Source organism: Nocardia sp. NPDC058176, from assembly GCF_042883805.1.
Lineage (GTDB): Bacteria > Actinomycetota > Actinomycetes > Mycobacteriales > Mycobacteriaceae > Nocardia.
On record NZ_JBHVVA010000001.1, the window covers coordinates 1,531,385 to 1,553,630 of the forward strand.

16 protein-coding genes are annotated in these 22,246 nt (G+C 64.8%); 8 read left to right on the forward strand and 8 right to left on the reverse strand.

Going from position 1 to position 22,246, the window contains the following annotated elements; all coding sequences use genetic code 11:
• Nucleotides 1-14: 14 nt before the first annotated feature.
• The 3 genes from ACFVVM_RS07220 to ACFVVM_RS07230 all read left to right on the forward strand — a co-directional run bounded on the left by ACFVVM_RS07220 (nt 15) and on the right by ACFVVM_RS07230 (nt 2,459).
• Nucleotides 15-824 carry an MFS transporter gene (locus tag ACFVVM_RS07220; RefSeq protein WP_387614079.1) on the forward strand — a complete coding sequence of 270 codons (810 nt, stop codon included), beginning with the start codon at nt 15-17 and terminating at the stop codon, nt 822-824.
• A gap of 55 nt (nt 825-879) precedes the next feature.
• Nucleotides 880-2,010, forward strand: a complete 1,131-nt coding sequence (locus ACFVVM_RS07225; protein ID WP_387614081.1) for an alpha/beta hydrolase — start codon at nt 880-882, stop codon at nt 2,008-2,010.
• A gap of 83 nt (nt 2,011-2,093) precedes the next feature.
• On the forward strand, nt 2,094-2,459 hold the full coding sequence (locus ACFVVM_RS07230; RefSeq protein WP_387614083.1) for a hypothetical protein: 366 nt from the start codon (nt 2,094-2,096) through the stop codon (nt 2,457-2,459).
• A 243-nt stretch (nt 2,460-2,702) separates the two neighbouring features.
• On the opposite strand, the gene ACFVVM_RS07235 is transcribed toward ACFVVM_RS07230, so the two are convergent.
• Both ACFVVM_RS07235 and ACFVVM_RS07240 read right to left on the reverse strand, forming a co-directional pair.
• The gene (locus ACFVVM_RS07235) at nt 2,703-4,001 is read right to left on the reverse strand and encodes an NADH:flavin oxidoreductase (protein WP_387614086.1); all 1,299 of its coding nucleotides are present in this window, start codon (nt 3,999-4,001) and stop codon (nt 2,703-2,705) included.
• Nucleotides 4,002-4,009: 8 nt separating this feature from the next.
• On the reverse strand, nt 4,010-5,248 hold the full coding sequence (locus ACFVVM_RS07240) for a hypothetical protein (protein WP_387614089.1): 1,239 nt from the start codon (nt 5,246-5,248) through the stop codon (nt 4,010-4,012).
• 235 nt (nt 5,249-5,483) lie between these two features.
• Here ACFVVM_RS07240 and ACFVVM_RS07245 point away from each other — a divergent pair, with 235 nt between their 5' ends.
• Nucleotides 5,484-6,716 (forward strand): PucR family transcriptional regulator, encoded by a 1,233-nt coding sequence (locus ACFVVM_RS07245; RefSeq protein ID WP_387614092.1) that lies wholly within the window; start codon nt 5,484-5,486, stop codon nt 6,714-6,716.
• A gap of 309 nt (nt 6,717-7,025) precedes the next feature.
• On the opposite strand, the gene ACFVVM_RS07250 is transcribed toward ACFVVM_RS07245, so the two are convergent.
• A complete protein-coding gene (locus ACFVVM_RS07250; protein ID WP_387614095.1) occupies nt 7,026-7,625 on the reverse strand; it encodes a TetR/AcrR family transcriptional regulator in 600 nt (199 codons plus the stop codon).
• 61 nt (nt 7,626-7,686) lie between these two features.
• On the opposite strand from ACFVVM_RS07250, the gene ACFVVM_RS07255 reads away from it, so the two are divergent.
• The 3 genes from ACFVVM_RS07255 (at nt 7,687) to ACFVVM_RS07265 (ending at nt 13,108) form a co-directional block, all read left to right on the forward strand.
• Nucleotides 7,687-9,054: a flavin monoamine oxidase family protein gene (locus tag ACFVVM_RS07255; RefSeq protein ID WP_387614097.1), complete on the forward strand. Its 1,368-nt coding sequence runs from the start codon at nt 7,687-7,689 to the stop codon at nt 9,052-9,054.
• Between the two features lie 938 nt (nt 9,055-9,992).
• Entirely contained in the window at nt 9,993-11,822 is a 1,830-nt protein-coding gene (locus tag ACFVVM_RS07260; RefSeq protein WP_387614100.1) for an AAA family ATPase, read from the forward strand.
• Complete coding sequence (locus tag ACFVVM_RS07265; protein WP_387614103.1) at nt 11,819-13,108, forward strand: hypothetical protein; 1,290 nt, start codon at nt 11,819-11,821, stop codon at nt 13,106-13,108. Before ACFVVM_RS07260 ends, ACFVVM_RS07265 begins: the two co-directional genes overlap by 4 nt.
• Nucleotides 13,109-13,236: 128 nt before the next feature.
• On the opposite strand, the gene ACFVVM_RS07270 is transcribed toward ACFVVM_RS07265, so the two are convergent.
• The 4 genes from ACFVVM_RS07270 to ACFVVM_RS07285 form a co-directional block, all read right to left on the reverse strand.
• Complete coding sequence (locus ACFVVM_RS07270) at nt 13,237-13,734, reverse strand: hypothetical protein (protein ID WP_387614105.1); 498 nt, start codon at nt 13,732-13,734, stop codon at nt 13,237-13,239.
• Nucleotides 13,735-14,101: 367 nt separating this feature from the next.
• Nucleotides 14,102-18,373 (reverse strand): hypothetical protein, encoded by a 4,272-nt coding sequence (locus ACFVVM_RS07275; protein ID WP_387614107.1) that lies wholly within the window; start codon nt 18,371-18,373, stop codon nt 14,102-14,104.
• Between the two features lie 258 nt (nt 18,374-18,631).
• A complete protein-coding gene (locus ACFVVM_RS07280; RefSeq protein WP_387614109.1) occupies nt 18,632-19,333 on the reverse strand; it encodes an IS5 family transposase in 702 nt (233 codons plus the stop codon).
• 876 nt (nt 19,334-20,209) lie between these two features.
• Nucleotides 20,210-20,755, reverse strand: coding sequence for a hypothetical protein (locus ACFVVM_RS07285; RefSeq protein ID WP_387614111.1), 546 nt, complete (start codon nt 20,753-20,755; stop codon nt 20,210-20,212).
• 134 nt (nt 20,756-20,889) lie between these two features.
• Here ACFVVM_RS07285 and ACFVVM_RS07290 point away from each other — a divergent pair, with 134 nt between their 5' ends.
• On the forward strand, nt 20,890-21,492 hold the full coding sequence (locus ACFVVM_RS07290) for a GDSL-type esterase/lipase family protein (protein WP_387614114.1): 603 nt from the start codon (nt 20,890-20,892) through the stop codon (nt 21,490-21,492).
• Here the strand turns inward: ACFVVM_RS07290 and ACFVVM_RS07295 are convergent.
• Nucleotides 21,448-22,143, reverse strand: a complete 696-nt coding sequence (locus ACFVVM_RS07295; RefSeq protein WP_387614116.1) for a TetR/AcrR family transcriptional regulator — start codon at nt 22,141-22,143, stop codon at nt 21,448-21,450. The two genes, ACFVVM_RS07290 and ACFVVM_RS07295, sit on opposite strands and share 45 nt — an antisense overlap.
• Nucleotides 22,144-22,246: the final 103 nt, after the last annotated feature.

The following is a 22,246-nucleotide window of genomic DNA, read 5'->3' on the forward strand; positions in this document are numbered from 1 at the left end:
GAGCGCTGGCGGTCATGTCGGGTGGGTTGAGCCTGGCCGTGGTCGCCGGTGTCCCGCTGGGGACCCTCGCTGGGCAGCTCATCGGCTGGCGCGGGTCGTTCTGGCTCCTCGCGATCCTGTCCTTCGCGACGATCGCGGCGGTCGCCAAGCTGGCCCCCGCTGACAACGCCGACACCGCAGGTCTGTCGCTGCGGACGCAGCTGTCGGCCGAGGTAGCGGCAGTGCGGCCGTGGCGGATGTGGCTGGTGCTCGCGGTGATCACGCTGGCCCAAGCCGGGTTCCTCGGCGCCTACAGCTACATCAGCCCACTGCTCACCGACCGCGCGGGCATCGCCACCACGCTGGTTCCGCTGGTGCTGGTCGGTTTCGGGATCGGCGCGGCCGGCGGTACAGCCCTCGGGGGCCGCCTCGGCGACCGGTTCCCGCTGCCGGTCATCGCCGCCGCGATCACCGCCACCGCCACGTTGCTACTCGTCCTGGCAGCGACCGCGTCGCACTCGCTGATCGTTGTCGCGGTGGTCGTGGTGCTCGGCGCGACCGGTCTGGGCGCCAATCCGGTGCTCATCGCGCACACCATGCGCCACGCCGCACCCGGTTCGACGCTCGCGTCGTCGCTGGCCACCGCCGCGTTCAACCTCGGCACCGCCGCAGGATCGGCTGTGGCCGCGACCACCTTGACCACCACGCTGGGCGTAGTAGGGCCCGCGGTACTCGGGGCGGGACTGACCGCATCGGCGCTGATCCCACTCGCCTTCCTCGCCGCCGCGCGCCCCCGCCAGCTCCCCGCACTACCCGGAACTCACGAGCTCGCCCTCGCCCGATAACGACCCAGCCCCGAAACCTCTTCCACCACTTCCACACGATCGAGGAGTCATCACCATGCGTCCCAATCTTTCTCCCACAACCGGCAGCCACCGCCTGCGGAAGCTGACCGGAGCCGGAATCACCACCCTGGCGGTACTCGCCGCGGACGCCTGCTCCGGTGCCGACACCACCACCAGCTCCGCCCCGATCTCCCCGGTGGCGAACCTGGCCACCGGCGACCTGTCCCACGGCGCGGACAACTTCTACACCAGCGACCAGGTCACCCGGCAACCGGTGACCTTCCAGAACCAGTACCGGATGGAGTTGGCGGGCAACCTGTTCGTCCCGAACAACCTCGCGACCGGCACCCGCGCACCGGCCATGGTCGTCGGCCACCCGATGGGCGCGGTCAAGGAACAAAGCGCCGACCTCTACGCCACGAAAATGGCCGAGCAGGGCTTCGTCACCCTCTCGATCGACCTGCCGTTCTGGGGCGGCAGCGAAGGCGAACCCCGCAACGCCGTGGCACCGGACCTCTACGCCGAAGCGTTCTCCGCCGGTGTCGACTACCTACGCACCCAGGACACCGTCGATCCCGAACGCATCGGCGCGCTCGGCATCTGCGGTTCCGGCAGCTTCGTAATCTCGGCCGCCAAGATCGACCCACGCATCAAGGCCGTCGCCACGGTGAGCATGTACGACATGGGTGCCGCCGCCCGCAACGGGCTCAACCACTCGGTCACCCTCGACCAGCGCCGCACCATGATCGACGCCGCTGCCGACCAGCGCGACATCGAATTCACCGGCGGCCCCACCGAATACACGAGCGGCACCGTCCACGAACTCACCGCCGAATCGACCCCGATCGAGCGCGAGTTCTACGACTTCTACCGCACCCAGCGCGGCGCGGTCACTCCCGAAGGCGCGACCCCGGAAACCACCACCCACCCCACCCTGTCCAGCAACGTCAAGTTCCTGAACTTCTACCCCTTCAACGACATCGAAACCATCTCCCCGCGCCCGATGCTGTTCGTCACCGGCGAGAACGCCCACTCCCGCGAGTTCAGCGAAGACGCCTACCAGCGCGCCGGGACCGCCAAGGAACTCGTCATCGTCCCCGGCGCCGGACACGTCGACCTCTACGACCGCACCGAGCTCATCCCCTTCGACAAGCTGACCTCGTTCTTCCAGACCAACCTGCGCTGATCTCGCGCACTCGGGACAAACTCGACCGGCTTGTCGACGAACTGGCCCAGGACCGCATCACCGCTGCCGGGTATGCCACCGATGTGCAGAACCGGCCAGCCCTGGCCGCCGCGACCGAATTCTCCATCCTCGGACCCGCCACCGCCGTCGAGCACGTACTCGGAATGACCGAACTCGGCCGAGGCACGATCCTGTTCGTCAACGGCTCCAGCGCAACTCAACCCAACACCAACGTCGCGGGCACCTCGATCGCATTCGCGGGCGAATCCGCCTACGGCGCGATGCTCCACGAAGCACTCGAGCCACGCAATATCCGGGTCGGGCAGGTGATCATCCCCGGCACCATCGGCGGCGGCGACCCACAGTACGCACCCGAAGCTCTCGCCGAACAACTCTGGGCAATCCACACCGAACAGCGACCGTTCCGAACCACAATCGGCGTCGGATAGCCCCCGCTCGATCCGCACAACTCGTCCCGCTTTACCCGTACCCGCTTCCTCACGAGAGCGGGTACAGGTAGATCGGCCCGGAGTTATAGCCTGTAGGCACCCACGATGACCACAGGGTTACCGTCTCGTCTGTGACCATGTAGAAGGATCGACCGCACCGGGCCACAGCCCGGACCGTCATAGCCAGGACGAAGACTGTCCGCGAACTGGGCTGTGGGCGATTCCATGTTCGGCCGGTGATGATCAGGATGGCGCGGTGGGTACGCGGTCTGCCGGAGTAATGCTCAGTTCGTCGGCGCTGAGCCGACGGACGTTCGCGTCGCGGAATGTGCGAATGTCCTCGCTGCCGCAGTCGATCCGTGTAGTGCTGAAAGACGCGATACAGATATTGCAGTATCCGCAGACCGGGCGATCTCGAGTCGGATGAGATACCACGTTGCGGTAAAGGTGGGGGTCGGCGATGAAAGCGCGAGCTGCCGATACTGCGTCGACTTTGCCGCTGCCGATCGCCTGCTCGATACCCTGCTTGGTGTGGAATCCGCCGACACAGATCACCGGGATGGAGAGTACCTCGGTGAATTGGGCGGCGCTGTCGAGGTTGAAGCCTTCGGTTGGCGGCCGCAGTCGGCCGGCCACACGCTCCATGACTGGTCCGACAGCGAGCATCGCTGCTTTGCGAACGCGGGAGGACGACGCGAGCGGCCCCCGGGTCACACTGTTGTAGACGAATCCTCGGTAGTTTCCCTGCACCATTCCGGGCCATGATTCGTAGTGGCCGCGTGATATCTCGATCGCGTCGGCGCCGAAATCTTGGAGCCAGCGTGCGACCCGGATGAGTTCGGAGGTCGTGCAGGCTCGGCGATACGGCAGGTCATCGGTCCCGTTCATCTTCACCAGAATCGGGAAACGGTCGCCGACTTCGGCACGAACCGCGGCCATCACGTCGAGCAAGAGGCGTGCTCGATTCTCGAGCGAGCCACCGTAATCGTCGTTTCGTCTGTTGGTGTGTGGCGTGAGAAACTGGCTCAGTAGGTAGCCATGAGCGGCGTGGATCTGCAGTCCGTCCATTCCCGCCGCTACCGCTCGGCCCGCTGCCCGCACGAAGGAGTCGACGATGCCGGGCAGCTCGTCGCGCCGCAGGGGGCTGGGCTTACAGCCGTACATCGGCTCCCGGACGTCCGAGGCAGAGACGATACGCTCGCCGGGCGCAGCCTTGGCCACCTGTCGGCCACCGTGGTTGAGCTGAGCCACCAGTTTCGTCCCGCCACTGTGCGCCAGACGTGCCCATGCGGCCAACCCGACGATCTTCTCGTCGGTGTCGATACCTGCTTGTCGTCCTGCCGACTTGCCCTGGCGGGAAACGAAGAGGTTGCCGGTCACGATGAGGGGCGTGCCTGCCGCGACCATCGGTCGATAGAAGTCGAGCAGGTCGTTTGTGACGTAGCCGTCGTCGCTGGCACGGGTCTCGCTGGTGGCCGACTTGTAGAGCCGTCCCGTCACTTCCATCGTGCCGATCCGCAGCGGGGTACCGGGTGTGGGCATCGTGACTCCTAGAGGGTGCGGGCGAGCGGGGAGCCCACGGTCTGGTCGTAGCAGGCGATCGGGAGGCCGCCGGCGACGCCGATGCATTTGTTGCAGTAGGTGCAGGCGGGAACCTCGGTTCGGGGTTTGTCGAGGTCCCGGTAGAGGTAGGGGTTGGCGATGAGGCCGCGTGCGGAAGCGACCGCGTCGGTCGCACCCGAACGGATCGCCTGGGCCATCGCGGCTGGTGTCTGGAAGCCTCCGACCGTGATCACCGGGATGTCGAGGGCCTTCGTGAACTCTTGCGCCTGGGGAAGGTTGTACCCCTCGCGGTATGGAAAGGCACGTTCCAGGCCGAACTCGATGACGGGTGCCAATGCGCGAAAGGTCAGCCGCCGGAGCATCGACGCTTCCTGCATCGCCCCTTTCGTCAGCTGTGCCGTGACGTACCCGCGAAAGTGCCCGGAGGTTGTGCTCGGGAAAGACGCGAAATGCCCGCGTGTGACCTCGACCCCGTCGAGCCCTTCGTCCTGTAGGCGAAGGGCGAGCTCGATCTGATCGTCGAGTCGCACACCCCCGATGGGGATCGTGTCCGTGCCGTTCAGCTTGATGATCACGGCAAAGTCGGGGCCGACCCGCTGACGCACGGCTCGATAGATCTCGAGCGGAAGCTGCATGCGACTGCGGGCATTGCCGCCGTACGCATCCGTTCGGCGGTTGGATTCCGGGCTGAGGAACTGGCTGAGCATGTAGCCGTGTGACATCTGAATCTGGACACCGTCCATACCGGCGTTCTGGGCTCGAGCCGCAGCGGCAGCGAAGGACTCGATGAGTGCGGGGAATTCGTCGAGTCGTAGCGGTCGCGGCATTGTTCCCTGTGCCTTCTCCCGCCTGGCCGAGGCCGAGATGGCCTCGGGAACGCCTGGTGCTGGTCGCACCATCTGCCGGCCACCGTGGTTGAGCTGGGCGAACAACTTCGACCCACCGGAATGGGCAAGATCGGCCCACTCCTTCAGCCCCGGAAGCATCTGGTCCGAGTGGATGCCGGCCTGCCGGTAGGCCGACTTGCCCTGCCATGACACGAACATGTTGCCGGTGACGATAAGGGGGGTGCCGGCTTCCACCATCGGGCGATAGAAATCGAGTAGTTCGTCCGTCACAGCGCCATCCTCGGTGGCACGCGTTTCGTGCGTGGCCGACTTGAAAAGGCGACCGCCGATGTCGAGCTTGCCGATACGAATCGGAGTGTGCAGTGGTGCGGTGCCCATCAGGCTTCCTGACTCCTTTCATGCTGTCCTGCGTCCGTCCATGACGGTAAGGCCAAACCGGTGTGCCCCAGGGAAACTCGACATCGACGCATTTCTGGACTCCTCCACCCCGGGCCGACGTTGGCACGTTGGGCTGATTCGATGATGCGCGCCACACCCTCGCCTACGGAAGGGGCAACCACACCAATCTGGCAGCAGCTTTGTGCACTATGCACCGCACCTCTATGCTCGGTCCATGGAATCGGCCAGAATCAGGCCCGCGGTGGCCGAGTTGATACGTCGAGCAGCCGCAATAGTGTCCGCGGGATCGGCGGAATGGATCGCCGAGGTCGACGAGGCGGCGTTCTCGGCTGCCGACATCGCACCCTTCTCGGCCGACCCGGAGGTTCGGGAGCTCTTTCTGCGGGACATACACGCCCATGTGCAGCATTGGGTGGCCGCCAACATGAGAGATCCCGGACGCCCCGTCCCGGCCTTCGTCGACGATGTCGAAATGATCGCCAGGAGCCTCGTCTTTCGAGGCCACACCGAGGCCAGCGTCGATGCGTATCGCCTCGGGCACAACGTCGCGTGGCGACGCTGGATGAACATCGCCTTCGATCTGACGACGAATACCGATGACTTGCGCGACATGCTGGATATCACCGCGGAGTCGATGGGAACCTTCATCGATGAGACCATCACCGCGCTCGCTGCCGGGATCGCCGCCGAACGCGAGCAGCTGCTCCGCGGCCAAGACGCCGCCAGGCTGGAGGCGGTATCGCTGGTCATCGGTGGCGGCGGGGCCAACGTTGCTTCCATCGAGCGCGCCCTCGGCTATCGGCTCGATCAGGCACACACAGCGGTCGTGGTGTGGACCACCGACGCAGCGCCGCAGCTGTCCGAACTGGACCGCGTGGTCAACCAGGTAGCACGCCATCTGCGAGCGACGAGTGTGGTGCGCGCCGTCGCCAGCGCGGGCACCATCTGGGCCTGGCTCGGCGAAATCGACACGGACCAGTTGAGCTCTATCGAGAGCATCGTCGGTGCGCGGCCCCACTGCCAGGTCGCCGTCGGGTCGACAGGACATGGAATCGACGGATTTCGCACGTCGCACCTGGACGCTGTCAGGACGCAGCGGATGATGGCGCGCCTGGACACCGGTCGCGGCGTCGCGACCTTCGGTGATGTCGAAGGTGTCCTGCTGCTGACGGCCTCACCCGATCTGGCAGACAGGTTTGTCGCGTCGACGCTCGGGCCGCTGGACAACTATCCGGAACTGCGAGACACGATGCGCGTGTACCTGAGTGAACTGTGCAACGTGTCCAACACGGCGGACCGGCTGTTCACTCACCGGAACACGGTGCTGCGGCGCATCAAGCGCGCGAATGAGCTACTGCCCCACCCCCTCGAAGACAATGCGCTGAACATCGGGATGGCGCTGGAGATCCGACATTGGCGGAGCGGCCCCGACGACCGGACCCCCTAGCCGACAAACGACACGGTGGTGCATGGTGCAGAATCGCGCGATCAACACTGCCCGCGCGGTCGATCGTGCCCCGCTCCGGGTTCACTCGAATGCGGGAACCGGCGGGCTGGTCCGAGGAGCACCGCACCCTCTGTCAGCCCAGGGAGAAATCCGCCTCGACAACCAGTTGGCCAGAGCAATCTCCCAGGTCGCCTGCGTTCCCATCTTGGAACAGCAACCAGGTGCCTCCCGCACGACGGTAGCTACCCCCGGGCCATTTCGTCGAGCTTGGTCAACCTCTCTCGAATCGCGCGACCCCCGATTCGCAGATCACGGCCGATCGGAAATCATCAATCCGCCGATCAGATCGTGGATGAGATCCGCCGCCTGCCTGCGGGCGAGCACAGGGTCCTCGGCCTCGGCCATGCCCAAGCACAGTTCGGTCAGGCTGCCGAAGAAGGCGCGGGCGATCAGGTCGGCCGGATAGGGCTTGACCAGTCCGGACTCGCGCAGCGTGTCCACGGCCGCGAGCAAGAGGCTGCCGAGGTGGTGCTTGTCGAGCTCGCGCCAGCGCTCCCAGCCCAGCGCGATGGGGCCTTGCACCATCACGATCTGGCGGTAGTCGTTCTCCCCGCAGACGTCGAGAAACACCGCGACACCGCGATCGACACGCTCGAAAGGGTCGGACACCGCGTCGATCGCGGCTCGGATACGTTGCGCCGCATGGCTTTCGAGATCGTTGAAGATCGCCTCGAAAAGCCCGCTCTTCCCCCCGAAGTGACCGTACAGCGCACCGCGGGACAGACCGGCGGCCCGAACCAGCACCTCGGCCGAGACCTTGTCGTAGCCACGCTCGACGAACAACCTCAACCCGGTGTCGAGCAGGGCTTGGCGGGTGTTCTCGGTGTACTTGTCCCGAAGCGATTCCACACCCCATGGATACCATATACACTCTGTATATCTGATACATGCTGTATAGATCGGAGTCGAAGTGGAACGCTCAGTGGATGTCGTCGTTGTCGGTGCCGGGATCTCGGGCCTGGTGGCCGCCCGCGACCTGGTACATGCGGGCCTCGAGGTGCTCGTGCTCGAGTCGCGTGACCGGGTGGGTGGGCGCATCCTGAACGAGAAACTTCCAGGAGGCGAGCCCATCGAGGTGGGTGGTGAATGGGTAGGACCGGGTCAGCACCGGATCCATGCCCTCATCGAGGAACTGGGCCTGCAGACCTATCCCACCCATACCGCAGGCCGCAACATCGCCGAGATCGGCGAAACGCGCTCGCAGTACACCGGCAAAGTCCCCAAGATGAACCCGCTGGTCCTGGCCGATATCGGCCAGATCCAGTGGCGGCTGGATCGAATGGCACGCCAGGTCGCGGCCGCCGATCCGTGGGACGGCGCCCGCGCCGAGGAGCTCGACGGCCAGACCTTCGCGACCTGGCTCCGGCAGGCCGCCTACACCGCGAGCGGATACTCGTTCTTCCGCACGATCACCGAGGTCGTGTTCGCAGCCGAGCCGGAGGACTTCTCAGCTCTGTGGGCCGCGTTCTACATCGGTGGCGCAGGTGGTCTGGATCCACTGATCAGCTTCGCAGGTGGCGCGCAGCAAGACCGCATCGTCGGCGGCTCTCAGCGCATCGCGCTGGCTCTGGCCGAACAGCTCGACGAACGAATCCTGCTCAATGCAGCGGTGACCGACATCGACTGGAGCGAGCAGGGCGTGCGTGTCGTCGCCGGAGGCACGACCGTGCGCGCGCAGCGTGCGGTGATCGCCATGCCGCCCCCGCTGACCGGGCGCATCCGTTTCGCACCCGGCCTGCCCGGTGACCGCGAACAACTCGTGCAACGGATGGCCTCGGGCCGGGTGATCAAGGTCAATGTCGCCTACGAGAAACCGTTCTGGCGTGCGAGCGGTCTCAGCGGACTGGCAAACAGCGACCGCCGACTGGTCAGCACCGTCATGGACAACACGCCCCTGGACAGCTCGACGGGAGTTCTGGTGGGCTTCGTCGACGGCAAAGACGCCGACACCTGCGCCCGAATGAGCTTCGACGAGCGTCGCGCCAGTGTGATCAGCGACCTGGTCGGCTACTTCGGGCCCGCAGCGCAGAACTACATCGAATACATCGAACGTGACTGGGCCGCCGAGGAATACAGCGGCGGTTGCTACCACTCCTTCACCACGCCTGGAACACTGACCCGCTTCGGTCACGCCCTGCGTGCACCGATCGGCCCTCTGCACTGGGCCGGTGCCGAAACCGCCACCACCTGGGTGGGAGCCATGGACGGTGCCGCCGAATCAGGCCAACGCGCTGCCCTGGAAGTCGTCCGGAAAGTATCCGCTCGGGCATCTCGCTAGCGTCCATGCGAGGTCGACGCCGTGACCGCCGTGATCACCGAGCCGGGCCGGATCGTCGAGTGGTCGGCCCTTCGCCACCTGGTTGCTGTCCAACCGCATAGCGATCTCGCACCTCCGGTGCGCGTATCGGCCTGACGTCCCCGGTGGCGGGCGCAGTCGCAGATCGGCGTGACCGGGTGGTCCCAACCGTCGAGTCCGCAGCCACCGACGACCAGCGCCGCACTCGAAGCCATAGCGGCCTGCTTGGAGTCGATGCGATGACTGTGACCACACGAGATTCGCTGTTGTCCGTAGTTTCAGGGAGCCTGAATAGCTATCTGCCAGCACAGACAAGGTGCTACCGGGAAGAGTCGAGCAATTTCGGGAACCTGCGGAAACACTGCGCCGACTTCATGACCGACAAAGCCTATACCACCGCTGACCTGGTCATCTTTGGGGCCCACCCCTGCTTTCTACGATTTACCCAGGATTTCCAACACGTGTATCACCTATCTGTATTCCCGAATCGCAGGTGAGAAGCGGGAGGGGCGAGGTTTGACAGAGGGCGACCGACTCCGCCGAGATCAGCGAACCTGCCACGATTGAGTAGCCAACCGGAGAAGACGTTGGCACTGGAGACGGACGCCGTGACGCCGGACCAACCGTGCCCCGCACTGGCCGCTGACGCCCCGGCTACCCGGCACCGCCCGGAATCCGGGCCCGTCGTCCGCCCGGTCCGATCAGTGGCGTGAACGCGGCTATGCGAGATCAGTCCGCGGTGCAGCTCCTCAGGCCATAACCACCACGAACACCGACGGCACCTGAGAGTTTGGGACACGTCGATATCACCGAGGCGTTGTCTCTGGCCGCGCGGCACTACGTGTGCTGGCCAATGCGCTTCCCGCTCTAGGATTCTCGACGACGGATGAGTCAGTGGGGCATGTACTTCAGGAGGTGTGGTGGCCCGGTACACCGAGCATCAACGCGGACAGCTCGATCAGACTGTGCACCGGTGGAAGTCGCAGTGCCTGCTCGGCGATGAGCCACTCGTCTTCGCGGACTTCCCCGGTCTGTGGTCGGTAGACAGGCTGCAGGAACTACACCGACTCTTCAACGACAACCCCCTCGCTGGCGAGGCCGCTGGTGGGCGGTTCTTCACCAAGCTCGACGAACAGCTGTCCACCGCATCGGTCGAGGTGCGGCTCCTCACCGCCGAAGCCATGCTCGTGCATCTGCTGTTCTCCAGCGCCATGACCACCGCGGGCAAGCGGCGGACGATCGAACGCACCATGCAGGACTCGGGAGTCAGCTTGCCCGCCTCGGTGGATGCCGCACTGGGCGAGGGTATCGGCGATCCCGGGATGCGGTTCAACCTCCGGCGCGATCTACAGCTCGGCTACTTCATCGAGTTCGTACTCCGGCTCAAACAGCAACCTCTCGACGAGAGGATCGAACTGCTGGAAAACCCCTGGCAACTCAGGGACTTCGCTGACGACACCCGATGGTCGACCAACGAGATGCGACACATCCTTCTACATCTGCTGTGTCCCGACGAGTTCGAGCGGATCTCCAGCGGAGCACACAAACGCCAGATCGCCAAAGCATTCGCTGGGTTCCTCGACACCGACGCACCCGTTGACGTCGATGAACGGCTCTTCGCAATCCGCCAGCGCCTACAGAGCTTTCTGCCCGACGGCAACACCCACGACGGCCGCAGCTCCATCGACTTCTATCATCAGCCGTTGCACGCTGTATGGGGCACCACGTCATCTGGATCGAGTGACGGGGTAGCCGACATCGAAACTCTGCTGTGGAAGAAACAGTTGGTGCTCTACGGCCCTCCCGGAACCAGCAAGACCTGGCAGGCCGGCAAGCTCGCCGAAACCCTCATCCGGCAGGAAGCGATGAAACGGTGGGGTGCCAAGCAGTTCTTCACCCATGCTCAGGCGCTGGATAAGGCCGTCGAGGACAACGTGTTCCGGCTGCAGCTCCACCCCGGGATCGGCTACGAGCAGTTCATCCGCGGTTTGCGCCTCGAGGGCAATGTCACCCGGTATCGCCCTGGATATCTGCCCTGGGTTGTCACTCAGCTCGAAGCCCAGCACCATCCAGACGGGCTGGCGTCACTGCCCGGAGTTCTGATTCTCGACGAGATCAACCGCACCAACGTCTCGGAGATGCTGGGCGAGGCCTTCAGCCTGCTCGAACGCGACCAGCGCGGCAAACCGGTCCAGCTGCCTGGCTTCGACGAGGGCCAACAACCGGATGTCCTGGTAATCCCCGAGGATCTGTATGTGATCGCCACGATGAACGAGATCGATCACTCGGTGGAAAGTCTCGACTTCGCTCTGCGCCGCCGATTCCTGTGGCGCGAATGCCCTTTCGATCGTGACGCGTTGATCGAGATCATCTCCAGCCGCTGGTCCCAAGACATCACCGCGCGGTTCGGTCTCGACGAGGCCGCGATCGAGCAAGTCCACATGCTGGCCGACCGGGCAGAAGCACTCAACGCCGAGATCGAGAACTCTGCCGAGCTCGGCCGCCACTATCAGATCGGCCACACCTACTTCGCCGACATCACCTTCTTCGTCGGCACCTGGACAGAAGGCCGTAGAAACCGACCGCCCAACGGCACGTACTTGTGGAACAGCCGAGGCAACCCCCAACCTCCACTGACCGATCTGTGGCAGCGATCCCTGGAGCCGCTGTTGCACCAATACCTCGCGGGATCGGACCTGCGGACCGACGAAATCAGCCGCTTCGCCGAAGCATTCCTCGGCCGACCATGAGCAACAGGATCGTCATCCACGACCTTGCACCTCTGGACACCACCCCGTCCGAGGACGAGCGCCGGTGGCTCGAAGAACTGGCCCAGGACACCACAACCAGCGACTACGTCATCGATTTCGGACAATCGATCACTGCCAGTACTCCAGAGCCCGTCGTGCAGTGTGGACCAGACGGAATATGGCGGGCCGGACGGTACATCGGCGAGATCTACCGAGACGGCCGCGTCCTCGAAATCCGGCCCCGACTGGGAATCGAGACAATCGCAGCATGGGCAGGTGCGGCGTTGAACGTGCGCATCGTGCCCGATGCCGCCGAACACGCACACTCCCCCAGTTTTGTCGCCGAACTACTCGCCGCCGCCTGGCGTGCCACCGTCACCAGCGCCGCACGCCACGGACCACCCGCACTCCGTGCACCAGTGCGTCACGTATCGCCCCACGTCCGTGGGCGATTGGACCTACCAGCGACACTGGCGTTGAGGTCGGCGCGTAGCCCGAATGTGGTCTCGACGAGCAGGCCCAAACAACTCGACAACCCGATCTCCTCGACAATCGTGCTCGCCGACCGCGTACTCGATCGCGCACTGCACCGCACAGGATGGCGGGGGCAACGCATCGATGAACTGCTGCCACAACTCAAAGCCGCGGTCGGCAGCCGACCCGCCCTCCCCACACAGCGCAGTCTCGCCCGCGTGCGCTACACCCCCATCACGCTGCCCTATCGTGGCGCCGCCGAACTGTCTTGGCGCATCGCACGCCACCGAGGTTTGCTCGCCAACGCCGCCGACCACACCGACAGCGGGCTCCTCATCGACGTCGCCGAACTATGGGAACTATTCGTCCTGCACTGCGCCCGCCGCGCGTACGGGTCAGCGCACGTCACTCACGGCACCCGGCTCACCAACTCGGGCGCACTCCTGCACGCCATCGACAACCCCGCTCGCACACTGGGACGGCTCTACCCTGACGTCGTCATCGGCCCACTCCGACACCCGTGGGCAATCGTCGACGCAAAATACAAGCGCCTGGTCGACCCCGTCGGTGTCGTACGTGAAGACCTGTACCAGATCAACGCTTACCTGGGCACACACGCCAGCGCACCACTCCCGCTGGGCATGCTGGCCTACGTCGATTTCCCTGGGCAGACCGCTATCTCGCGAGCAGAAGGACTCGGCCCATGGATCACCACCATCGGCCACACAGTCAGATTCCAACGCCTACCCGTCACCGCCAACCACTGCATTGCCGCGATGCAGCAGCTGGTTCCGCGACCACACCTCAGGTAGCCAGAAACGACGCGAACGCGTTACCACGGTGCCTCGTCAAAGTCCAGAGCCAGCAGGTCGGCAGTGACGCGGCGGCCTTACTGCCGCAGAGCGCGCCGAGGCCGCGTGCTTCTTGAACAGGGTGAGCACTATCGAGAAGCGTGCGGAAGCACCTTCTCTGGCGGCTGCTCTTGGACGCGCTGGTGCAAGATTTCGAAGTAGATCTGCCACCGCCCAGGGTGGGCAGTACCAGCGACTCGTCGCTTTTCTCGCTCGGCATCGATGAATGGCTTGAGTTTTGGCCAGACGTCCAGAACCGACCCGCCCAAGTAGCCGGAGATCGGTTTGATGTCGACAACCTTGTGATGGACCAGGACACCCAGGTTGTCGTAGTACCACGCCAGATCCTGGACGAGCGCCCGCTTGTCAGGTGGCAGCGCGTCCAGTCCGTCTCGCGGATCGTAGGGCCGCAGTTCGTTATGCACGAAGTGCCGCGCCTTGGCGAGACGTTCCGAGCGATGTTCTGTGAACAAGTCGATCAGTACTCGACTGGCATTTGCCTGCCGCGAAAGTTTCACCGCCTGCCAGGCGAAGTAGCCTGATACGGCCAGGGCGAGAAACGAAATCACAAGCGCGGCAACATCCACCCTGTTCTTATAGCACGCAGTCGGCACCGAGGTACCGCTGCCGCAAACGGGCGAGCGAAGGCCTCGACGAGGCTCAGTCGGTCGAGCGGAACAGGATGAGGCGCCGCCGGGTCTTGGCCGGGGCGATGCCTGCGCGTTGGCGTCCAGGATCAAGGAACGCTCGAACTCGGCAAAGGCGCCCATCTTGGCGCTATCGGAGGTCGGGCACGATCAGCTGTTGGCTGTGTCGTCCGATGCGTATGACACTGGGCCTGTCTGCCAGATATTGATCTGATCGGGACCTCGCGGGCGGTCATGAGCCTGGATTGCCCTCGCTGCAAGCCAAGTACGGGTTGATCGAGTAGCGGGCGCTCCCGTCCTTCCGGGTCTACTCGCGTTCACAGTTGGTGGCGTCTTCGATGGTCGAGGCGGGTGCCGTAGCGTCGGCCGGTGGTTCGGTGTGTAGCTTCGTGAGCGCCTCGCCGGGGTCGGGCACCTGAAGGTGCGGACCGGTGCAGTTGAGTGATTCCGCTGGCGCCATCCGGGCGACGTACCAGATGGTCGAGTAGACGACCCGGTCGTTGTCGTCTCCCATTTGCGCGAGCTTTTCACTCAACGTGCCGATGATCAGATCGGCATCGAGTTCACGCAGACGCTTGTCGAGCCAATCCGGATCCGCGAGTAGGACGTCTTGCCCGTTCTCGCCATCCTCGATGCGAACTGTCTTGGCTATAACAGCGTTTCCCTCGCGCCATTCGGCGGTATTGGCTACCCATACCGCGGAACCTAGCAGTTCTGCTGTCGGGAGATAGAAATTCACAGATTCGTCGAGTGAGCAGTCCAGAGCGGTGCCCTCCCACACGTACTGTTCGATCGCTGGCCGCACCTGTAGGTCACGCTCGCGCAGTTCGCGCGGGATGTCGTGATCGCTATCTTCGGCAGCAGACGCGTACACGACCGGCGCCCAGCGCTGCTCGCCGAGGTATTGAGTGTAGGGGCGGCTCTTGGGATTGGGCATCCAGCGCCCGCCCAGCCCCCGCTCGGCCAGGTAGTCGTAGACCGGGCTCCCTTGATTGCGGGGCGTGAGCCAGGAGAACTGGAGAAAGAAGAGGTCGCGTTCTCGCTGTGTGGTCCCTCGCCGGAGGGCGTTGTCACGATGCCAGCTGGAGTGGCGTTGCAGCGCGATCCATTCGCGCCCCCCGATATCAGTTGGCGCGAAGAGGGTACCAGCGGCGGGTAGATCGCCGAGGTCAGCTATCCACTCGTCCCCCGGTCGCGACAGGTCGAAGATGGGCGGGCTCAAGGCCGCCCATCGGTCGCGGTCGCGTCGCGGGACTGGGCATATGCTCGTCTCGTCCTGGCGGACACTCGGCGGGAGAGTTGGGTCGAAGTCACGGCCGGACCAATTCCAGGGGCCCTGATAGGTCATCGGGTCGGGGTTCCAGGCCTCGTAGGCGGGGTGACGGTTGTCTGCCAGGCGTGCGAGTAGTTCGTGCAGTGCGAGCCACTGATACTTCTTTCCGAATCGTTCGGCTTTGTGTGCCTCCCTGCCTTTCCGCAGATCGTGACGCTTCTCGAACTCGGCGAAACGCTCGGCCGTCCATCCGAGCTCGATCGCGCGACTTGCGATCCACCGTCCAGCCCAATCGGCATCGACGACGCCTTCGGGGTCGCTGTACCTCCTCTCCGTGGGCGCAGGTCCTGACAATGGGTGGTCGCTGAAAAACCCAACGTCGGATTTGACGACGTACTTGTTGAAGTCGCCAAGCCAGTCCAAGCAGGACATCAAGATCGTCTGCGCGCGCCCGTCGCCGCGGGTGCCGGCGCTGTCCTTGATCCGGCCGTGTCTCTCCTCGAGTTCGTCGGCGGTGGGCGGTTCGATAGGAGCCTCGGCGCCGTAGGGCGGTACGAAACGCTCTACCAAACCCGCGTACGCCCGGCCCCGGCTGTAAGCCCACGCCACAATTCCCCGGGCCGAGTCACGAGCCAAGACATGGACAGGAAGCCCGGTATCGAGCCAGCCATTCAGCACCTCGACGATCCGTGTGACTGCGTCGAGGTCGCCGTCACCTCCTACGATCACCGCGCCATAGACGCAGGTCAACATCCGTTCCTGGACATAGAGGTCATCGACCTCTCGGGCGGCGGCAAGCAGCGGCACCGCCGCAGTCAGTTTGCGTGACAACAGCGCGGCCAGGGCTTTACTCGCCCGGTCACGCAGAAACCGGTTTGGTGAGGTCAATAGCCACATCAAAGTGAGCCCGGCCAGCCGTACCTGCTCAGTCCTCGCCCCAGCAGCTCCGTTCTCCGCCCACACGGCAAGACGCTCAAACGCCGCGGAATCGTCGTCAACAGTGAAGGTGTCGATGGACCAGGACGCATCGCGTTCGGCCATGGGAACCGATACCAATCGCTGGTGGAGCCAATCGGCGTTGGCCGGATGGCCCACCCGGGGCGCCAACGACAGCTCCGCGTCCATCCACTCGGGCTCGCGGGTATCGATACCGACCTCGAGAAGCGACAGCGCCCGCGGTCCGAACGACGCGGTCGTGCGATCGATCAGGCTCGCCCGGATCGCCTCGCCCAGAAGATATTCGTCGGCGAGGTCCGGGAGCAGATCTATCAGCTCGACCTCGCGCCGCTCGGGAAGCAACACGCTCATCGCGGACCACAACCATGGAGCGTCACGCAGGCGCCGCACGAGAGAGAGTCTCCGGTAGCTGCCCTCGCGGCGCAGAACTCGCGCCACCCACGACGGGCGATGTGCGTCGAGCACTGTCAGTATTCGCGCCGCAAGCAGCTGCTCCGAGTAGGCCTGGAACGGAAATGCTACCGACTCGATTCCATCGTAGCCGGGCCGCATTTCGAGAAGTCCTTCGCTGACCAGCCGAGCGAACAAGGTCTCGGGCCAGTGCCGCCCAGGGGCCAATTCATCCACGGCGGGCTCAAGATCACTACGAAGTACCGCCTGCCCATCGTTGGCCAGCAACCGGTCGGCCACCAGATCCAGCGCCTCGGATACCACCCCCGAAATCGGCGGCAAGCCCAAGTGGTCACGCACTCTGCGGGACTGCATCTCGGCGAAACGCGCGAATAGAGACGTGCGCGTGGGCAGCTCTGCCATCGCGCCGGCACCGTCCGCGGCGACCGCACAGTACATGCGCAGAAACAGGCCGTTGCTGAACGCCGGATCGAGCTGCGCGTGGGCTGGCACCGGGATCTCGTACAACGCACAATAGGCCGCCAACGCTTCGTCTTCATGACCGGCCAGCCCGGGATGAACCACACGTCGCAGGTACGGCGGCGGCGCGACGATCTCTCGGTAGTCCGTGCGATAGGACACGATCAGCGCGATATGCGCGTACTTGCCTACCTGAGTCAGCAGCGCCGGCAGTTCCTCGCGCCACATTCGCGGGCGCTGCACCTCGTTGAGGGCATCGACCAGAATCACCGCGCGACACGCCCTGGCCTCGGCCAGCGAATCCAGCGCCTGAAGGAACTCGTCACAGGTAACCGGTACGCCACCAAGGACATCTTTGAATGCAGTCCACCAGTTCGTATCCCGGACTCGGGGCCCCATAATCGCGATCGCTGGCACACCGTGGTCTAGCAAGACCTTCGCCGCGTGCACCAACGCATGTGTCTTGCCCTGCCCTGCGGCGCCCTCGATCGCCACAGCGCGGGCCTCGTACACCTCGCGCGACCGACTCGTCGAAAACGCAACCAGTGCGTCCAGCGCCGACATGATGCGGCGATGCTGGTGGGTGTCATCGAGGCCGGAATGAGGCCAATGATCGTGTGCGAGCGAGATGAGGCTTTGCGCGGACTCAAGTATCTGCGCGAAGTCGACGTCGGAGCTCGCAAGATGTGTTGGTTCGCTACCGACCGACCCAAGACACTTCTCGCGTGCAGCCTGCAAGGCACCGACATACTGTTGCACTTCTGGGAAACCGCCGTCCCACACTCCGCGGTCAAGCAGGCACGCGGCGACGGTCTTCGAAATGAGCGAATCCAGAGTGGCCAGGAACGGTTCGGCCCCAGACACGGCGTCGAGGACCTGCTGGATCCTCGACGCCACATCGGCTTCCGGGGTATAGCGGTCACCGGCGACGCTGCAGGCTTCCGCCCACCGCTGCGAGAACCAGTCATCCGTCAGTTCGAGCGCCCCGAACCAGTACGTGCGGCGACCGACGTGCTCGGGCCGCATCAGCGTATCGAGCACATCACCTGCACGTATCACGGCAAAGGTGAGACGATCGGCCCCGCAGATATCGGCTTTCCAGCCCTTGACGGCATCATCCCAACGATCCTGGTCGGATTTGGATCTGACCGATGCTGCGTCGGTGAAATCGTAGGGCACAATAAAGGTGAGGCGAGTCATCTGCGGCCGCTTGCTCGCAACAGCCTTCACCGATTCCCGCATGCCGCCCAGCGCGTCGGCCAGCGTCGCGTTGAACTTGGCCTGGAAGCCCTCGTGATGGCCGTCGTCGTAGAGCTCATACCACTCCACCCCGCCATCGGGCGCCCGAGTCTTACGAGTCTCGACATGGCCACCGCCGACCGGCGGGCGCAATTGGTAGACGAGTTCTTCCCACGCGCGCGCTTGATCACCCTCATGCACACGAATGTCCCGCAGCCGCACCTCGGATCCCGAACTCACCACACATCCACTCCCCTCCAACACCACACGATAGAGTGCTCGCGCCCACTCCCGGACTGCCGTTCACCACCCGGGCGGCAAGAAATACTAGCGCTCGAGCGACCCGCCCCGACGATCTATTCCGCTCGTCGTCAGACGTCAGCGGGGCACCCGCAATGCCCAACGTCGACTACAGCGCCCTCCAACCGGAAACAGGTCCGCCGCGAGTGTCTGGTTGGGGTGTATCCCAACCAGACACCACCAGCGTGTGCACTACATTCAAGAGCTATCGGGCTTCTTGAGTTTGCCGAGCCGCCCAGTCGCTTTGAGTAGGCTGTCGAGGCTGTTCAAAGCGCTGGCCTTATCGGCCAGCACCCGCTCCGGCCGCACTCGCGCTCGCCCGCCACCGAGTCTGGGCACCGCGATGCCATCGAGCACTGCCTGAAACTGCGGACTGTCACCGGCCTGACCTGCGGTGACAAGTACCGACAACACTCGGCAGCCCTGGTCACACGCCAGATGCAGCTTGCTGGTCCACCCGCCCCGTGACCGTCCCAGCCCGCGATCGGCCGGCTCGCACTGACCAGGGCCGGCCGGTGATTCGGCTTGCCCGCCGCCCTCGCGGCGGGCACCGGCGGCATGCGGGTGGGCTCGGGTGATCATGGAATCCACGCTGACCTGCCAGTCGATGACCCCACCCGCGTCGGCCAGGACCTGCAGCGCGGTCACGATCGCGGCCCATGCCCCGGCTCGTTGCCAGCGGCGGAACAGCCCGTATGCCGCTTGCCAGGACCCGTACTCGGCTGGCACGTCCCGCCACGGCACTCCGGCACGACACCGCCATCGGATCCCGTCGATGAGCTGCCGTTTCGTCCATTTCGGCGGGCGTCCCGCCTTCTTCGGTCGAGGCAGCAGCGGTTCCAGCCGGGCCCATTGGGCATCGGTCAGGTCCGCTCGCCCCGCCACCGCTAGGCTGGTCACGAGGTCTCCGGGGCTGTTCAGATTTGCTTGGTCGCTAATCCGAATACCGGAGACCTCACCTATATGCCAACGCGGGCAACAGCTTCAGTCAAAGTTGCTGATGGGGGTGGCACTGCTACGCGGGGCCACCCCGTCACTCACTTCGAGACAGAACCTAGCCGCCACGATCACCGACGCCCTCGACCGTGAACCAGGTCTGCTCCATGCAGTGTTCAACGCTGCGGCGACATGGATCGAACGCCACTCCACTACTGGTGAAGCGGCGACCATCGCCACTCACATTCGCGACGTGCCGCCGTGGCTCCCTCTCGAGAGGCTGGTCGCAGAGATCCAAGCCCAACTACCCCACGTATGTGCTGCCCGGTTTGAAGATGAGGAGCGGTACCAGCACCACGACCACAACCTCGCGGCGCAGCTCCTTCGGGCTGCGGAACAAACCGACCAGTGAACTCCAATTCCGACAGTGTCTCTAGCATCGCCGGAACAGAACCAGTCACCCGAACGTCCGGGCGCACCATCTCGATCACCTTTCGCCGCCTCTCGCGACACCCGATAGACCCAGGATTTCAAGCGCTCACCAATGACTCTGGTTGGATGCTGGTGTACCGCAATCCCTCATTCCGGTAACGGGCTACCAGCTTCCATCGCCGGTGTTTCTACGATTCTTCTACGATTTGCAGACGGGTTTGCATCGAGTCTTGCTGGAAGCGATGGGAAGCGTCAGGGCTGCCAGATAGTCATCTACCTGCGAAGACAGGGAAATCATGGGAAGAGTCGGGCACCTTCGGGAACCTGCGGAAACGGTGTGCCGACTTCATGACCAATCAAGCGTCCACACGGACAGCATTCGCAAGCCTGTCGTGACGCGCCAGCGGATCAGCGCTGGTTCGGTCGTCCCCACACCGTGGGATCCGGCGGTCCCCACCCGTCGGGGCCGGGAATTTCGTGGGTGGGTGCCGAGCCCGGTGGCGGGACGATCGGGTTGGGCGGTGGGGTGCCGGCGGTGCGGTGGACGGCGCCTGGGATGTGGCGGGCGGGGGTGGGGTTGTGGGGGACTCCCTGTGGGTTCTGGCGGAACACCGGATCGGGTTGTGCGGCTTCGGGTTCCGGCGTGATGTCAGCGGATCCGGGCGGCTCGGAGTTCGGGTGTGATGGGTCGACTCCCGCACCGGGATTCTGTGGGGTCCAGTTCAGGTGGCTTCCCGGTTCGGTGGAGCGGCGGCGGGACGCGCGTACCAGGACGATCACGAGGATGACCACGACCACCGGGATCAGCAGGACCAGGAACCAGGTCAAGTACCTGACCAGTTGCAGGTACTTGTCCGACAGTGGCGGGGCCTCCGGTGCGAACACCGGTGTGGTCGGTTCCTGTGCCAGCACGGTGCCGATTCCGTCGTGGACGGCGAGAAGTATGGTGCTCACCGCGCCTCCTCCCCAAAAGCGAAGCACTGCAGTCGGTTACCTGGCTCATTCTGCCCCGCGACACTGTTCGGCGACAGTCGAACGGGGTCGGCACACCCCGGATCGGTGCCGCGAGCTCCTGTTAGGTTTCTGGGGTGAGCGGAGATCTACGTATCTGTTTCGTCGGCGATTCCTTTGTTCAGGGCATCGGCGACCCGGAGTACCGGGGTTGGGTCGGTCGGGTCCTCGCGGACTCCGGTGCCGAGATCACGGGCTTCAATCTGGGCATCCGACGCAACACCTCCGATGATGTCCGCCGCCGCTGCTGGTCCGAGGTGGGTCCTCGATTCCTGCCCGGGGCCGACAATCGACTCGTCCTCTCCTTCGGCAGCAATGACGCAGTCGAGGAGAACGGCGCTGTGCGTGTGACGCACGCGCGCACTCTCGACAATCTGTCCGCGCTTCTCACCGAGGCCCGGCACCGCGCGATCCATCCCCTGGTCATCGGCCCACCCCCGGTGGTCGACGCGGGCGAGGAGCACCTATGTAGAACGACGGAACTGGCGGAGGCGATGTCGACGCTGTGCCGTTCCCTCGATGTCCGATTCATCGACATCACAAAACTTTTGGCCGACGACCCCGTCTGGGTCGAGGAGGTGCGGGCAGGCGATGGCGCCCACCCGGGCAGCGGCGGCTATCGGCGCCTGGCCGATCTAGTCCTCGACGGCGGCTGGCGGGACTGGATCGCCCACCCGTGAGGCGAACCCGCCGGACCGGGGCTGATCGGCGGCCTGCAGCAACTGGCGGGCGATGAGGTCGGTCAGCTGAGCGCGGGTGGTGTCGAATTCTCCGCGCATCCAGGCGGCGACGAGTTCGAGGGCGCCGCTGACCAGGGCGTAGGCGTTCATCGCGGCGTAGGTCGGGTCATCGTCTGGGTCGGGGCGCAGCTCCCGGCCGACAGCGGTCATGGCATCGGCGATGGCGTGCTGGGTGGCCAGACGCGCGGTCTGCAGCGCCGCGGTGCTGTGCGCGTCGATCAGTAGGGCGTGGCGGCGCGGGTCGGCGAGGAGGAAGCCGAGCGCGGCGTCGGCGGCGGCGTGGACCTGGCTGCGGACATCGGGAGCGGCCGCGTGGGTGGCGGTCACGACGGCGGCGATGCCCTGGGCCGTGAGCTCCTCCGCCAGTGCCACCAGCAGCGCGTCGCGATCGGCGAACTGGTCGTAGAAGTACCGGTCGTTGAGGCGGGCTCGGGCGCAGACCGCGCGTTTGGTGACCGCTGGTGCCCCGTCCTCGGCGAGCAGGTCGAGTGCGGCGTCCAGCAGGGCGGCGCGACGCCGGGATCGGCGCTCGTCGGCGGTCACACCGCCGTAGGCGCGCGGAGCTACGTCGGGGTGCGGACTCTTGACCATCTCCCCATTCTGGTGCACCCTGACACCATACAAACTTCTGGTGTCGCATTGCACCAGAATTGCGGAAGGGCGTCGGGGCCGGCACGGTCCCGACGCTGGAACA